This is a genomic window from Comamonas sp. F1-6 (genome assembly GCF_039581415.1).
Taxonomy (GTDB): Bacteria; Pseudomonadota; Gammaproteobacteria; order Burkholderiales; family Burkholderiaceae_C; genus Comamonas; species Comamonas thiooxydans.
Genome location: NZ_JBCPWN010000002.1, coordinates 281,858 through 295,645, shown reverse-complemented (window position 1 = coordinate 295,645; position 13,788 = coordinate 281,858). Strand labels below are relative to the sequence as shown.

Here is a 13,788-nt window from a genome sequence, read left to right as displayed (position 1 = left end):
TGTAGTCAAGGAGTCTCAGTTGTCTGTGTCAAAAAAGCCTGTTACCGAGCCGAAGTCTGCTGTCAAGCGCGCTGCCGCTCGTGAGAAAAAGGCGGGCATGGACCAGGATGCCGCTCCCAAGAAGACCGTCAGCCCTGCGCAGCAGGCCTTGCAGAAGATGGGATTGACGCGCGATATCGATCTGGCTTTGCATCTGCCGCTGCGCTATGAGGACGAAACCCGCATCGTGCCGCTGAAGAACGCGCGTGATGGCGAGACGGTGCAGATCGAAGCCACGGTCACGCACAGCGAGGTGCAACTGCGCCCGCGGCGTATGCTCAAGGTCACCGTGGATGATGGCAGCAGCACTTGTCTGCTGACTTTCTTCAGCTTCTACCCCTCGCAGCAAAAGACCATGGCTCCCGGGGCGCGTCTGCGCATTCGCGGCGAGGTCAAGGGCGGTTTCTGGGGGCGGCAGATGATGCACCCCGCATTTCGGGTGGCGGGCGGCGAGCTGCCCACGGCGCTGACACCGGTCTATCCCGCCACTGCCAGTCTGCCCCAGGCGTATCTGCGCCGGGCCATCGCCTCGGCGCTGTTGCGTGCCGATCTGTCCGAGACTTTGCCACCGGGGCAGTCGCCTCCTATCGCGCAGTCCTATGGTCAAAATGGACTGCAGCCGGCATATGACTTGCGCAATGCGCTCATTTTTCTGCACCATCCAACCCCTGACGTGGCCTTGGTCACGCTGGAGGACCATTCGCACCCGACCTGGCAAAGACTCAAGGCGGAAGAGTTGCTGGCCCAGCAGCTGTCCCAGTACGAGGCCAAGCGCGAGCGCGCCCGCTTGCGCGCGCCCGTGCTCAGGCCGCAGGCCGGCATGGCGGATTTGACGCAGCAGTTTCTGGCGCAACTGCCATTTGGCCTGACGGGGGCGCAGCAGCGAGTGGTGGGAGAGATTCGGGCCGATATGGAGCGCCGTATTCCCATGCATCGTTTGCTGCAGGGCGATGTGGGCTCGGGCAAGACGGTGGTGGCAGCACTGTCTGCCGTGGCCTGTATCGAGGCCGGCTGGCAATGCGCGTTGATGGCTCCGACCGAAATCCTGGCCGAGCAGCATTTCGGCAAGCTGGTCGGCTGGCTGGAGCCGATTCTGGCGCCGCTGGGTAAAAAGGTCGCCTGGCTGGCTGGCGCCCAGAAGAAGAAGGAGCGCGCCGCGATGCTGGCGCTGGTGGAAAGCGGCGAGGCGGCGCTGGTCGTGGGCACGCATGCCGTGATTCAGGAGCAGGTGCAGTTCAAGAACCTGGCCCTGGCCGTGATCGACGAGCAGCACCGCTTTGGCGTGGCCCAGCGCCTCGCACTGCGGCAAAAGCTCGCGGCCACGGGTATGGAGCCGCATTTGTTGATGATGAGCGCCACACCGATTCCGCGCACGCTTGCCATGAGCTATTACGCCGACCTCGATGTCTCCACCATCGACGAGCTGCCGCCAGGGCGCACGCCCATCGTCACCAAGCTGATCTCGGACAGCCGCAAGGACGAGGTGATCGAGCGTATCGGTGCCCAGGTCGCCAGCGGGCGTCAGGTCTACTGGGTCTGCCCGTTGATCGAGGAGAGCGAAGCGCTGGATCTGTCGAATGCCACGGCCACCCATGAATATTTGAGCGAAATGCTGCCCGGTGTCATGGTGGGGCTGCTGCACTCGCGCATGCCCACGGCCGAGAAAAAGGCCGTGATGGAGCTGTTTTCTGCCGGCGTCATGGGGGTGCTGGTATCCACCACGGTGATCGAGGTGGGTGTGGACGTGCCCAATGCCTCGTTGATGGTCATCGAACACTCGGAGCGCTTCGGTCTCTCGCAGCTGCACCAGTTGCGCGGCCGTGTGGGGCGCGGCGCTGCAGCCTCGGCCTGTGTGCTGCTGTATTCGGTCAATGACAACGGGCGACTGTCCGATACCGGCAAGGAGCGCCTGCGTGCCATGGCCGAGACCAATGACGGTTTCGAGATCGCGAGGCGGGATCTGGAGATTCGCGGCCCGGGCGAGTTTCTTGGCGCCCGGCAGTCGGGCGCACCCATGCTGCGCTTTGCCGATCTCGAGCAGGACGTGCTCCTGCTGGACTGGGCGCGCGAGCTGGCACCGCTTATGCTTGAGCAATTTCCTGCGCTGGCGGCACGCCATGTCAGCCGCTGGCTGGGTGGCAAGGCCGAGTATCTGAAGGCCTGAAGTACCGAAAATTGCGTCTGTAGACGTAAATAGTTACGTTTTTGCAGGAATATATGTAATCTTTTGCCTTGGTAATATGTGATTGAATGCAAAAACAGGATGAATCAATGCCGTTATTGATGATCCGAAAGATCCACTCTCTATGACTCTTACCGAATTGAAGTACATCGTGGCCGTTGCGCGGGAGAAGCACTTTGGCCGCGCAGCCGAAGCCTGCTATGTGTCCCAGCCTACGCTGTCCGTGGCGATCAAGAAGCTGGAGGAAGAGCTGGATGTCAAGATTTTCGAGCGCAGTGCCGGCGAAGTCTCGGTGACCTCGCTGGGCGAGGAGATCGTGCGCCAGGCGCAAAGCGTGCTGGAGCAGGCCAACGAGATCAAGGAAATCGCCAAGCGCGGCAAGGACCCGCTGTCCGGCGTTCTGACCCTGGGCGTGATCTACACCATAGGCCCCTATCTGCTCCCTGATCTGGTGCGCAACTCCATCAATATGACGCCGCAGATGCCGCTGATGCTGCAGGAGAACTTCACCGTCAAGCTGCTGGAGATGCTGCGCACGGGCGAGATAGACTGCGCCATCATGGCCGAGCCCTTCCCCGATACCGGTCTGGCACTGGCGCCGCTGTACGACGAGCCCTTCATGGCCGCCGTGCCCAGCACCCACCCGCTGGCGCAGAAGAAGAGCCTGTCCACCACGGATCTCAAGAACGAGACCATGCTGCTGCTGGGCGCGGGTCACTGCTTCCGCGACCATGTGCTGGAGGTCTGCCCGGAGTTCGCGCGCTATGCCAGCAACTCCGAAGGCATTCGCCGCACGTTCGAAGGCTCCTCGCTGGAAACCATCAAGTACATGGTGGCCGCCGGCATGGGCGTGACCCTGGTGCCGCGATTGTCCGTGCCCGAGGATGCGCTGGCTCCCATTGAACGCCGTCGCCGCGCCGATGAGCCTCATATCCGCTATCTTCCGATTCATGAGGAAGACGGCATTGCACCGCCCACCCGCCGTGTGGTGCTGGCCTGGCGGCGCAGTTTCACGCGCTATGAGGCGATTGCCGCACTGCGCAATGCAGTCTACGCCTGCCCGCTGCCAGGAGTACAGCGCCTGTCGCAATAAGCGCTGCTGCAGTGGCTCGAAGAGGGGGGGAGTCTGGATCCGTTAAACCTGAAAGGTGAGTGCATGACCAAGCAAGGCAAGGACAAATCGCAGAAACACAAGCCGGATGCCACGCCGCAGGTGCCCGCAGGCATCCACATCGGCATCAGCGACGAGGACCGCGCCGCCATCGCCAAGGGGCTGTCGGTGCTGCTGGCCGACACCTATACGCTGTACCTGACCACGCACAACTTCCATTGGAACGTCACGGGGCCCATGTTCAACACGCTGCACACCATGTTCATGGCGCAGTACACCGAGCTGTGGAATGCCGTCGATCCCGTGGCCGAGCGCATCCGCGCACTGGGCCACCATGCACCTGGCTCCTATGCCCAGTTCGGCAAGCTCACCAGCCTGCCCGATGCCCCGGCCCAGCCGCCCAAGGCCCTGGAGATGGTGCGCATTCTGGTACAGGGTCATGAGGCCGTGGCGCGCACGGCACGCCAGCTGTTCCCACGTGCCGACAAGGCAGGCGATGAGCCCACGGCCGATCTGCTGACCCAGCGTCTGGCCGTGCACGAGCAGACCGCCTGGATGCTGCGCTCCCTGCTCGAGGAGTGAGCCGCGCCGCGGCAGCCGCTCGTCCCGGTCTCCCCAAGCCCTGACGGGCTGGCCTCCAGAGGCCCGTCAGGGCTTTTTCGCTTTTGCTTTGAAAGGAATGCCTGTGTTTTCTGCAGCGACTCCCGTGGTCCTGCTGGCGCAATGGGTGGACAGCCATGTCATCTGGGTGTTGCTGCTGCTATTGCTGGTTGGGGCCTACATGCTGCGTTGCCGTGCGCAGGGCCGGGCCGAGTGGCTGTGGCAGGACTGCAGCGCGGACTTCAGGCCGGATAGCGGTCGCTTGCTGGCGGTGGCGGCACTGGCCGCTGTGCTTCTGGCCCTGCTGAGCGTCGGCGTGCACCAGTCCCAGTCGGTGCAGCCGCCTCAGGGGCTGATGGCCCTGGACCTGAAGCTGCAGCGCGCGGTGAGCGCGGCCCTGCCGCCCATGCTGCAGCCTCTGGTGCGGACATGGACCCAGCTCGGGGATTTGCGCGTCATGGGGTTGCTAAGTCTGGTCGTGGGCCTGTGGCTGCTGTGGCGGCGCCAGGGTCTGCAGTTGCTGAGCTGGGTGGTGGCGGTGGCCGGCACCGGACTGTGGGTGCGTTTCATCAAGGGGACCATGCAGCGCGCGCGTCCGCTGGACGGGCTGGTGCATGAGGCCGGCTTCAGCTTTCCCAGCGGCCATAGCGCGGGCACGGCAGCGATTTTCGGCATGCTGGCCTGGCTGGCCGCTCGTCGCCTGCCGCGGCGCTGGCGGGCTTGGGTCTTTGCGGCGGCGGCGCTGCTGGCCCTGAGCACGGGCTTGAGCCGTGTGCTGCTGTCCGTGCACCATGCTAGCGATGTGCTGGCGGGCCTGTGTCTGGGCCTGGGCTGGACGGCCCTGGTGCTCTGGTTGACAGACCGTGTCGAGCATGGGGGCGGCGCCATCGGGCCGCCGCAGGCCGAGGCACAATTGCCGCTGCGCTGACCGTGGCCTGGGGCCCGGTCATGATCTCCTGCCTTTCGGAAACCGTCTCATGTCCGCCTCCATCCCTGCTTCGCCGCGCTCCAAGCTGTCGCTGTATCTTGATCTGATCCGCTTCAACCGCCCCGCAGGCTGGCTGGTGCTGGTCTGGCCCACGCTGGTGGCGCTGTGGGTGGCAGGCCAGGGCTTTCCGGGCTGGCATCTGCTCGTGGTCTTTGTGCTGGGCACGGTGTTGATGCGCAGCGCGGGCTGCACCATCAACGATATTGCCGACCGCGACTTCGACAGGCATGTGAAGCGCACCACCCAGCGCCCCATCACCAGTGGCCAGATCTCGGTCAGGGAGGCGGCCATGGTCGGCTTGGTGCTCACGCTGGTGGCCTTCGGCCTGGTGTTGTCCACCCGCTGGGAGGCCGTGGCCTGGTCGGTGCCCGCCGTGCTGTTCACGATTCTCTATCCCTTTACGAAGCGCTTTTTTGCCATGCCTCAGGCCTTTCTGGGCATTGCCTTCAATTTCGGCATCGTGATTGCGTTTGCGGCGGTGACCGGTGAGGTCAGCGCCACGGCCTGGACGCTGTGGCTGGCGAATATGTTTCTGGTGCTGGCCTATGACACCGAATACGCCATGGTGGACCGCGATGACGATCTCAAGATCGGCATGAAGACCTCGGCCATCACCCTGGGCCGTTTCGATGTCACGGCGATCATGCTGTTCTTTGCCCTGTGCTGGGGGCTGATCGCCTGGGTGCTGGCTCCTTATCAGCTGGGCTGGCCCTTCTGGCTGGGCATGGGCGTGGCAGCGGCACAGATCGTCTGGCATTTCAGCCTGATCAAGGACCGCACGCGCGAAGGCTGTTTTGTCGCCTTCAGCAAGAGTCACTGGATTGGTGCCGCGATCTTTGCAGGCGTGGCGCTAGGGTTTGCGTTGAAATAGTCCTGTTTTAATAGCTCAAAGCGCTTGACTGATAAGCGATAGATTCTTGAAAGACTAAAAAAGAAACCGGCCGAGGCCGGTTTTTTTATTTGCCGAACTCGGCAGCCAACTCCTGTGCGCGGATCTGGGCCTTGCGCATGGCTTCGATGAAATGCTCGGGCAGCTTCTGCTCCTGCATATGAGTGATGGCAGCGTAGGTGGTACCGCCCTTGCTGGTCACGCGCTGGCGCAGCACTTCGGCGCTTTCGCTGGAGCGTGCCGCCAGTTCCGAGCCGCCCGCAAAAGTGGCCACGGCCAGCTTGTAGCTTTGCTCGGCGCTGAGGCCCATGTCGACGCCTGCCTGGGTCATGGCTTCGAGGAACAGGAATACATAGGCGGGGCCGGAGCCGGAGATGGCCGTCACGGCATCCAGATGGGCTTCCTTGTCTACCCAGGTGAGTTCGCCGGTGCTGCCGATCACGGTCTCGATCAGGGCCTTGCCCTGGGCATCGACCTCGGGGCGGGCGAACAGGCCCGTCATGCCCTTGCCCACCAGGGCCGGTGTATTGGGCATGGCGCGCACGATGCGGTGGGTGCCGGTCCAGGCCGCAATGCTGTCGGTGGTGATGCCGGCCGCCACGCTCAGGTGCAGGGCGTGGCGGGTGTGGGCGGCAACGGGAGCGGCCGCTTCCTTGAAGCTCTGGGGCTTGACGGCCCAGACCACCAGTTGGGCGCTTTGCAGGGTCTCGGTGGCGGCGGGCAGGGCGTCGATGCCGAAGCTGGTCTTGATCGCAGCGCGCGTGGCTTCAAAAGGCTCGACCACGGTGATGCTGCTGGCCGGAACGCCCTGGCGGATCAGGCCGCCGATGATGGCGCTGGCCATGTTGCCGCCGCCGATAAAGGCGATGGGAGGGAAAACGGAGGTCGAGTGGTCGGTCTGGCTCATGATGGTTCGATTCGCTCTGCGATGCAGCAAGTGGGCAAGCCTGTATTCGGATTCCAGGCGCAGAACGGCACTATAAACCTGCGCCGCAGCGGCCGCGTTCCTCGCTCAATGCGACGAACTGGGTGACTTCGGCGGGATTGAAGTTGTTGTCGCTGACCAGCAGCAGCACGCGTCGGCCATCGGGCAGCAGCGGTCCCCAGCTCATGCCCTCCAGGTTGTCCACGGACCGCAGGCCGGCATCGGCCAGGTCCAGCAGCAATTCCTTGTCTGCAGGGCGGTAGCTGCCCGGCACGAGCCGGGTTTGGCCCAGCGTATCGCTGCTTGCGCCGGCACGGGTGCTGATGCGGTAGATGCGGGCGCCGAATCGCAGCGGTGGCGCAAAGGAGCGCTCCAGCACCAGCAGGTGTTCAGGGCCGTCGGCCAGCACGGCGCTGATGCCGTTGATGGCACCGTGTTGCAGCCACAGGTCGGCAGGCAGGGCATCGGGCAGATAGGCAAGCTGGCGCGCGGGCTGCTGCGTGCCCATGTCATAGGCGGTAATGCGCACCGGGCCGCCCGAGTGCTCAGCTGCGGGCAGGGCCCCGTCCTGTCTGAGCGCTGCCTCCATGGCCAGCCAGAGCGTTCGGCCATCCTGGCTCAGCGCCAGACCTTCGAGCGTGAAGTTGCTGCGTGGCCCTTGGGTCTTGCTGCTCGGCAGGTGCAGCTCGGGCGGCAGCGGCCATTCGCGCAGCCAGTGTCCATCCTTGCCTGATTGCAGCAATTGCGGGCCGAATCCGCGTGAGAAGTCGCCCTCGCTGCTCCACAGCAGGGACTGACCTCCTGGCAGCACGCGCAGGGCTTCCGCGTCGGGTGTCGCGATGCCGGGCACGGGCTGGCGGTGGCTGGGGTAGGGGGCCTGGGCGGGGCTGAGCAGCGGTCGGGCATTTTGCAGTCTGACCTGATGCAGACCGCTGGCGTCGTATTCGATACGCGCCGTGTAAAAGCGCGCCGGCCCATGGGCGGAGCGGTCGTCGCTGACCAGGTAGTACAGATTGCTGCCCGCGTCGTAGTCGATCGAGGACAGGCCGCCCACTGGCGTGTCGGCAAACAGCTTGTCGTGCTGCCAGCGGATTTCCCCAAGCAGGGACCAGGGCCGGGCCTCGGATGTGCTGCAGATGCGGTGGGGTGCGAGCGACGCCGTCGTGCAGGCAGCGAGACTGGCGCAGATCAACGAGAGGACCCAAAGGCAGAGCTGTCGTGGATTGTTCACATTTGTGCCTTGTACTTTTCGCTGATCGCTTTCTAAGATGCCAGCATTTCTGTGCCGCGCGGGGCTGCACGGACAACGCCATCGGAAATAGGGAGCAATCATGGCATCCAATGTCAAAAAATGGTCGGCGGAGTTTCTGGGTACTTTCTGGCTGACGTTTGGCGGTTGTGGCAGCGCGGTGCTGGCAGCGGCCTTTCCCGAAGTGGGCATCGGCCTGCTGGGCGTGTCCTTTGCCTTCGGCCTGACGGTGCTGACGGGCGCTTACGCCTTCGGTCCAGTCTCCGGCGGTCACTTCAATCCAGCGGTCTCCGTCGGTCTGGCAGTTGCGGGGCGTTTTCGCTTTGCCGAGCTGCCCGGTTACATCATTGCCCAGGTGCTGGGTGCCATTGTGGCGGCCGCCGCGCTGTATTTCATTGCCAGTGGCAAGGCTGGCGCCCAGGTGGCCGATCTGGCCACCAACGGCTACGGGGATCACTCGCCGGGCAAGTTCAATATGGCTGCGGCGCTGGTGACCGAAGTGGTGCTGACCGCAGTGTTTCTGCTGGTGATCCTGGGCTCCACCACCAAGAAGGCTGCCGTGGGCTTTGCGGGCATGAGCATCGGCCTGTGCCTGACGCTGATCCACCTGATCTCCATTCCCGTGACCAACACCTCGGTCAACCCTGCCCGCAGCACCGGCCCGGCATTGTTCGGGCCGGCCATCGCGCTGGAGCAACTGTGGCTGTTCTGGCTGGCTCCCATCGTGGGCGCCATCATCGGCGCCGTGATCCACAAGGCGCTGCTGGGTGACGAAGACTGAGCGTTCAACGCGGCCGCTGTCCAAGCAAAAAGGGATGCCTTGGCATCCCTTTTTTGATGGCTTTTCTGAGGGCTTGAGCGCTTGCCTGGCCAGCGCCTAGTGCAGCGGCTTTACTGCGCCGTGGTCTGGCGCACGGCCTGTTCCCAGCGCTGCATCAGCTCGTCGGCGCGGTCCTTGCCCTGCGTGGGCAGGAAGCGGCGCTCGGCCTTCCACAATGCCGACAGCTCCTCGGTGCTCTGATAGACGCCGCTGGACAGGCCGGCCAGATAGGCTGCACCCAGGGCCGTGGTTTCCACGCAGGCCGGGCGCACCACGGGAATGCCCAGCAGATCGGCCTGGAACTGCATCAGCAGATTGTTCACGCAGGCGCCGCCGTCCACGCGCAGCTCGCTGACCGGCGTACCGCCCGTGGCCACGGCGTCGCGGCTCATGGCGCCGAGCAGGGCCGCACTCTGGTAGGCAATGGATTCCAGGGCCGCGCGAGCGATATGGGCCATCGTCGTGCCGCGCGTCAGCCCGGTGATGGTGCCGCGCGCATCGGGCTTCCAGTAGGGGGCGCCCAGGCCGGTAAAGGCCGGCACCAGCATCACGCCGCCGCTGTCGGGCACGCTTTCGGCCAGTTGCTGCACCTGGCCGCTGTGCTCGATGGCCTGCAGGCCGTCGCGCAGCCACTGCACCACGGCACCGCCGACGAAGACGCTGCCTTCTAGCGCAAACTGGGGCTGGCTGCCCGCCTGGGCGGCCGATGTGGTCAGCAGGCCGTTGCTCGAGGTCTGAAAGCTGCTACCCGTATGCATGAGCATGAAGCAGCCCGTGCCATAGGTGTTCTTGGCCATGCCTGCGTCGAAGCAGGCCTGGCCGAACAGCGCACTTTGCTGGTCGCCGGCCACGCCGCCGATCTTGATGGAGCCGCCCAGCACCTCGTCGGCCGTTTGGCCGAAATCGGCGGCCGAGGGCAGGACTTCGGGCATCAGGCCCGCAGGAATGTCGAGCAGGGCCAGCAGATCGGCATCCCACTGGTTGCTGTGCACATTGAAGAGCATGGTGCGGCTGGCGTTGCTCACATCGGTGACATGGCGCTTGCCGCCCGTCAGCTGCCAGATCAGCCAGCAATCCACTGTGCCGAAGGCCAGCTCGCCGGCCTGCGCTGCGGCGCGTGCGCCGGGCACGTTGTCCAGCAGCCACTTGAGCTTGGTACCTGAAAAATAGGCATCGATGCGCAAACCGGTCTTGCGCAGAATGGTGTCGCTGTGGCCGGCTTCGCGCAGCTGCACGCAGGTGGGTTCGGCGCGGCGGTCCTGCCAGACGATGCCGTGGTGGATGGGCGCGCCGGTCTTGCGGTTCCAGACGATGGTGGTCTCGCGCTGATTGGTAATGCCCACCGAGCGGATATCGCCAGCCTTGAGGCCCGCCTTGGCCAGCGCCTCCTTGGCGGTGCTCAGCTGGGTGCGCCAGATCTCGCGCGGGTCATGCTCCACCCAGCCCGGCTGTGGGTAGATCTGCGGCAGCTCCAGCTGGGCCGATGCCACGATGCGGCCTTGCGTGTCGAAGACGATGGAGCGGGAGCTGGAGGTGCCCTGGTCCAGGGCGAGCAGATAGGTTGTCATGGGTTGTCCGTGATTCAGAGGGGGAGCACAAAGCGCGCCATTTCGGTCTGCTCGCTCCAGCCCTGCCGGGAATAAAAGCCGCGCACATAGGAAGGACGTTCGCGGTTGTTGACCAGCCAGATGCGTATGCAATGGCGCTCGCGCGCAGCCTGTGTGGCCGCGTCCAGCAACTGCTGGCCCAGGCCTGCACCGCGCGCTGCCTCGGCGACAAACAGCTCGCTCACATAGGCTTCCCAGCCTTGCAGCACGGCGACCGGCAGCCAGTGCACGGCGCAGTAGCCGTGAATATGCTGCTGACTGTCTAGCGCCACCAGCATCAGAGAGCGCTCCGGCCCGGCCTGCAGCTCGTCCAGCAGCGCCTTCACGGCCGCGGTGTTCTGGGATGTGGAGTGACTTTCGTAGGCCTTGAACCAGCCGATGTCATGCAGCAGCCCGGCAATGCCTGCGGCATCTTCGGGTAGCGCAGGGCGAATCAGATAGGGGGGCGCAGCATTCATTGGGCGATGGTGCATTGCACCTCGGCATCGCGCAACAGGGCATCGAATGGCGCGGAGGGCGCAACGTCGGTGAACAGGCGGTCGATCTGATTCAGTCGTGCCAGCTCCACCATGGCCTGGCGGCTGAACTTGCTGTGGTCGGCTGCCAGCCAGACTTCACGCGACTGGCCGATGATGGTCTGGGCCACCTTGACCTCGCGCAGGTCGAAGTCGCGCAGGCTGCCGTCCGACTCGATGGCCGAGATGCCGATCACGGCAATGTCAACCTTGAACTGCCGCATGAAGTCCACGGCCGCCTCGCCGACAATGCCGCGGTCGCGTGTGCGCACCACGCCGCCGGCGACGATGACCTCGCAATCGGCGTTGCTGCTGAGGATGGCGGCGACATTGAGATTGTTGGTGATGACGCGCAGCCCCTTGTGCTGCAGCAGGGCCTGGGCCACCGCTTCGGTGGTGGTGCCGATATTGAGAATCAGCGAGCAGCCGTTGGGAATGGCTTCGGCAATGGCGCGTGCGATGCGCATCTTGCCTTCGGCGTGCAGCACCTGGCGCTGGGTATGGGCCAGGTTCTCCACGGTGGCGCTGGGCACGCGCACGCCGCCATGAAAGCGCACCAGCAATCCTGCATCGGCCAGCTTCTGGATGTCGCGGCGCACGGTCTGCAGCGTGACCCCGAGGATTTCTGCCAGTTGCTCCACCGAGGTGGACTGGCGGGCGCGGACTTCTTCGACAAGCTGCAACTGGCGGGGATTGCTGTTCATGACTGGTGACTGGTTATATAGGTGCTATTGGTGCATGGACGCGCTGCAGGCGAAGAGCTCTAAAGGGGAGAGCGTCAGCCGCAGCGGCAGTGCAGGGATTGTGAGCGAATCCAAACGAACCTCTAATAGGGTGATTTTCTATGGAATTGCCCGGTAAAAAACAAAAATGAATCCACGCCGAGTCTGAAGTCTGACAACAAGCTGCGGTTATATGTCATCGTGGCGAGTTGTTGCAGCAGTAACAATTGGCGCTGCAAGAAGAATGCAGTTCATGCATTGAGAGTGTGCAAGCGCGCCGATTGCCGATGTTGCGGCTTGGCCGGAGTGGCACCGGGCCAGCAGTTTGGGCTCGAATCGCGCTAAAACGAATCGATATTTGGGATTTGCAATGCACTAAAAGCGAAAAAGAGCGAAAATATTCGATCTGAAATTTGTTCTTTGCTGTGCGCGTCTCATCGCTGGATGATGGCGGCGCGGCGATCACCGCAGAAGTCGTTCCATGAACCAGTCCACTCAACCCTTGGCTACAACGCGTGCTCAACTGCTGGAGCGCCTGGCGCAGACCGAAAGCTTCGATCTGGCCATCGTGGGCGGCGGTGCCACGGGGCTGGGTGTGGCGGTGGATGCGGCGGCGCGCGGCTTCAAGGTCGTGCTGCTGGAGTCGCTGGACTTCGCCAAGGGTACTTCCTCGCGTGCCACCAAGCTGGTGCATGGCGGCGTGCGCTATCTGGCGCAGGGCAATATCTCCCTGGTGCGCGAAGCACTGCATGAGCGCACGACCCTGCTGCACAACGCACCGCATCTGGCCCAGCCTCTGGCCTTTGTGATGCCCTCGTACAAGCTGCTGGATACGCCGTTCTACGGCATCGGCCTCAAGATGTACGACGCGCTGGCCGGCAAGGCTGGCCTGGGGGCTACCGAATTCCTCTCCAGCGCCAAGACCGTGAAATACCTGCCGACCGTGCAGCAAAAAGGTCTCAAGGGCGGGGTCAAGTACTGGGATGGCCAGTTTGACGATGCGCGACTGGCGCTGGCGCTGGCGCGTACCGCAGCGGCCAAGGGCGCTTTGCTGATCAATTACTGCCCGGCGGAAAAGCTGATCTACGAGGGGCAGCAGATTGCCGGCCTGATCTGCCGCGATGCGGAATCGGGCCGCAACTTCACCGTGCGCGCCAAGTGCGTGGTCAATGCCACGGGGCCCTGGGTGGATCTGTTCCGCCAGCAGGATGCCGAGGCCCAGGGTAAGCCCGTCAAGCCCATGGTGGCGCCCAGCCAGGGCGTGCACGTGGTGGTGGACCGCGAGTTCCTGCCCACGGATCATGCGCTGCTGATCCCCAAGACGGCCGATGGTCGCGTGCTGTTTGCCGTGCCATGGCTGGGCAAGGTGATTCTGGGAACCACCGACACGCCGCGTCACGATCTGGCGCGCGAACCCCTGCCTTTCCCCGAAGAGCTGGATTTCATTCTCGGCGAGGCCGGCAAGTATCTGAATCGTCGGCCCACGCTGGCCGATGTGCGCAGCATGTGGGTGGGCCTGCGCCCCCTGGTCAAGCCGCAGGACGATGATGGCGAGAACACCAAGAAAATCAGCCGCGAGCACACGGTGATGGCCAGCAAGACCGGCCTGGTGACCGTCACCGGCGGCAAATGGACGACTTACCGAGCCATGTCCGAGGATGTGCTGGCCGAATGCTTCCAGATCGGTCGTCTGCCCAGTCGCCCTGCCGGGGTGACCGTGAACCTGCCCCTGGTTGGTGCGCCGGCGGAGGCCGCAGTCACGCACAGCATGAACCAGAGTCAGGGTCTGCACTCCTACGGAACGGATGCTGCCGCCGTGGCGGCGTTGCCGGGTGCTCAGAACTGGCTGATGGACGGTCTTTCCGAGGCCATGGTGCGCTTTGCCGCCCGCTTCGAGTACGCGCGCACCGTCGAGGACATGCTGGCGCGCCGCAGTCGCCTGCTTTTCCTCGATGCCCGCAAGGCTGCCGAGATCGCGCCCCGCGTGGCGGCTATCCTGACCGAGGAGCTGGCCCAGGATGTGCAGCTCAACGACTTTCTGGCCCTGACCCGTCAATATCTACCCGCCCAAGGCTGATCTGTGCGGCCGCCCTGTGGGGCGTGGCGTGCGGGCAACAGGCTGCGATCCGCAGGCCTCGTGA

12 protein-coding genes are annotated in these 13,788 nt (G+C 64.2%); 7 read left to right on the top strand and 5 right to left on the bottom strand.

The features are described from left to right. Window positions 1–19 precede the first annotated feature (19 nt). The 5 genes from recG (at window position 20) to ubiA (ending at window position 5,791) form a co-directional block, all read left to right on the top strand. Entirely contained in the window at window positions 20–2,203 is a 2,184-nt protein-coding gene (gene recG, locus AAIL66_RS03610; RefSeq protein ID WP_034377350.1) for an ATP-dependent DNA helicase RecG, read from the top strand. A gap of 142 nt (window positions 2,204–2,345) precedes the next feature. After that, a complete protein-coding gene (locus AAIL66_RS03605; protein ID WP_003050465.1) occupies window positions 2,346–3,314 on the top strand; it encodes a LysR substrate-binding domain-containing protein in 969 nt (322 codons plus the stop codon). A 63-nt stretch (window positions 3,315–3,377) separates the two neighbouring features. Next, window positions 3,378–3,914, top strand: a complete 537-nt coding sequence (locus AAIL66_RS03600; RefSeq protein ID WP_034377349.1) for a Dps family protein — start codon at window positions 3,378–3,380, stop codon at window positions 3,912–3,914. A 97-nt stretch (window positions 3,915–4,011) separates the two neighbouring features. Further along, window positions 4,012–4,860 (top strand): phosphatase PAP2 family protein, encoded by an 849-nt coding sequence (locus tag AAIL66_RS03595; RefSeq protein ID WP_343496020.1) that lies wholly within the window; start codon window positions 4,012–4,014, stop codon window positions 4,858–4,860. A gap of 49 nt (window positions 4,861–4,909) precedes the next feature. Continuing rightward, window positions 4,910–5,791, top strand: coding sequence for a 4-hydroxybenzoate octaprenyltransferase (ubiA, locus tag AAIL66_RS03590; protein ID WP_034377347.1), 882 nt, complete (start codon window positions 4,910–4,912; stop codon window positions 5,789–5,791). Between the two features lie 85 nt (window positions 5,792–5,876). On the opposite strand, the gene proC is transcribed toward ubiA, so the two are convergent. Both proC and AAIL66_RS03580 read right to left on the bottom strand, forming a co-directional pair. Continuing rightward, complete coding sequence (gene proC / locus AAIL66_RS03585; RefSeq protein WP_343496019.1) at window positions 5,877–6,716, bottom strand: pyrroline-5-carboxylate reductase; 840 nt, start codon at window positions 6,714–6,716, stop codon at window positions 5,877–5,879. 70 nt (window positions 6,717–6,786) lie between these two features. Then, window positions 6,787–7,965 (bottom strand): esterase-like activity of phytase family protein, encoded by a 1,179-nt coding sequence (locus tag AAIL66_RS03580; RefSeq protein WP_343496018.1) that lies wholly within the window; start codon window positions 7,963–7,965, stop codon window positions 6,787–6,789. 100 nt (window positions 7,966–8,065) lie between these two features. Between AAIL66_RS03580 and aqpZ the strand changes: the two genes are divergently transcribed. After that, window positions 8,066–8,764, top strand: a complete 699-nt coding sequence (aqpZ, locus tag AAIL66_RS03575; RefSeq protein ID WP_003068393.1) for an aquaporin Z — start codon at window positions 8,066–8,068, stop codon at window positions 8,762–8,764. A gap of 110 nt (window positions 8,765–8,874) precedes the next feature. Here the strand turns inward: aqpZ and glpK are convergent, their stop codons facing one another. Genes glpK through AAIL66_RS03560 form a run of 3 tightly spaced genes read right to left on the bottom strand, consistent with a single transcriptional unit; the run spans window position 8,875 to window position 11,629 of the window. Then, complete coding sequence (gene glpK / locus AAIL66_RS03570) at window positions 8,875–10,371, bottom strand: glycerol kinase GlpK (protein ID WP_343496017.1); 1,497 nt, start codon at window positions 10,369–10,371, stop codon at window positions 8,875–8,877. Between the two features lie 14 nt (window positions 10,372–10,385). After that, window positions 10,386–10,868 (bottom strand): GNAT family N-acetyltransferase, encoded by a 483-nt coding sequence (locus tag AAIL66_RS03565; RefSeq protein WP_343496016.1) that lies wholly within the window; start codon window positions 10,866–10,868, stop codon window positions 10,386–10,388. Next, entirely contained in the window at window positions 10,865–11,629 is a 765-nt protein-coding gene (locus AAIL66_RS03560; protein WP_003068405.1) for a DeoR/GlpR family DNA-binding transcription regulator, read from the bottom strand. Before AAIL66_RS03560 ends, AAIL66_RS03565 begins: the two co-directional genes overlap by 4 nt. A 499-nt stretch (window positions 11,630–12,128) precedes the next feature. On the opposite strand from AAIL66_RS03560, the gene AAIL66_RS03555 reads away from it, so the two are divergent. Further along, complete coding sequence (locus tag AAIL66_RS03555) at window positions 12,129–13,724, top strand: glycerol-3-phosphate dehydrogenase/oxidase (RefSeq protein ID WP_034395855.1); 1,596 nt, start codon at window positions 12,129–12,131, stop codon at window positions 13,722–13,724. Window positions 13,725–13,788: the final 64 nt, after the last annotated feature.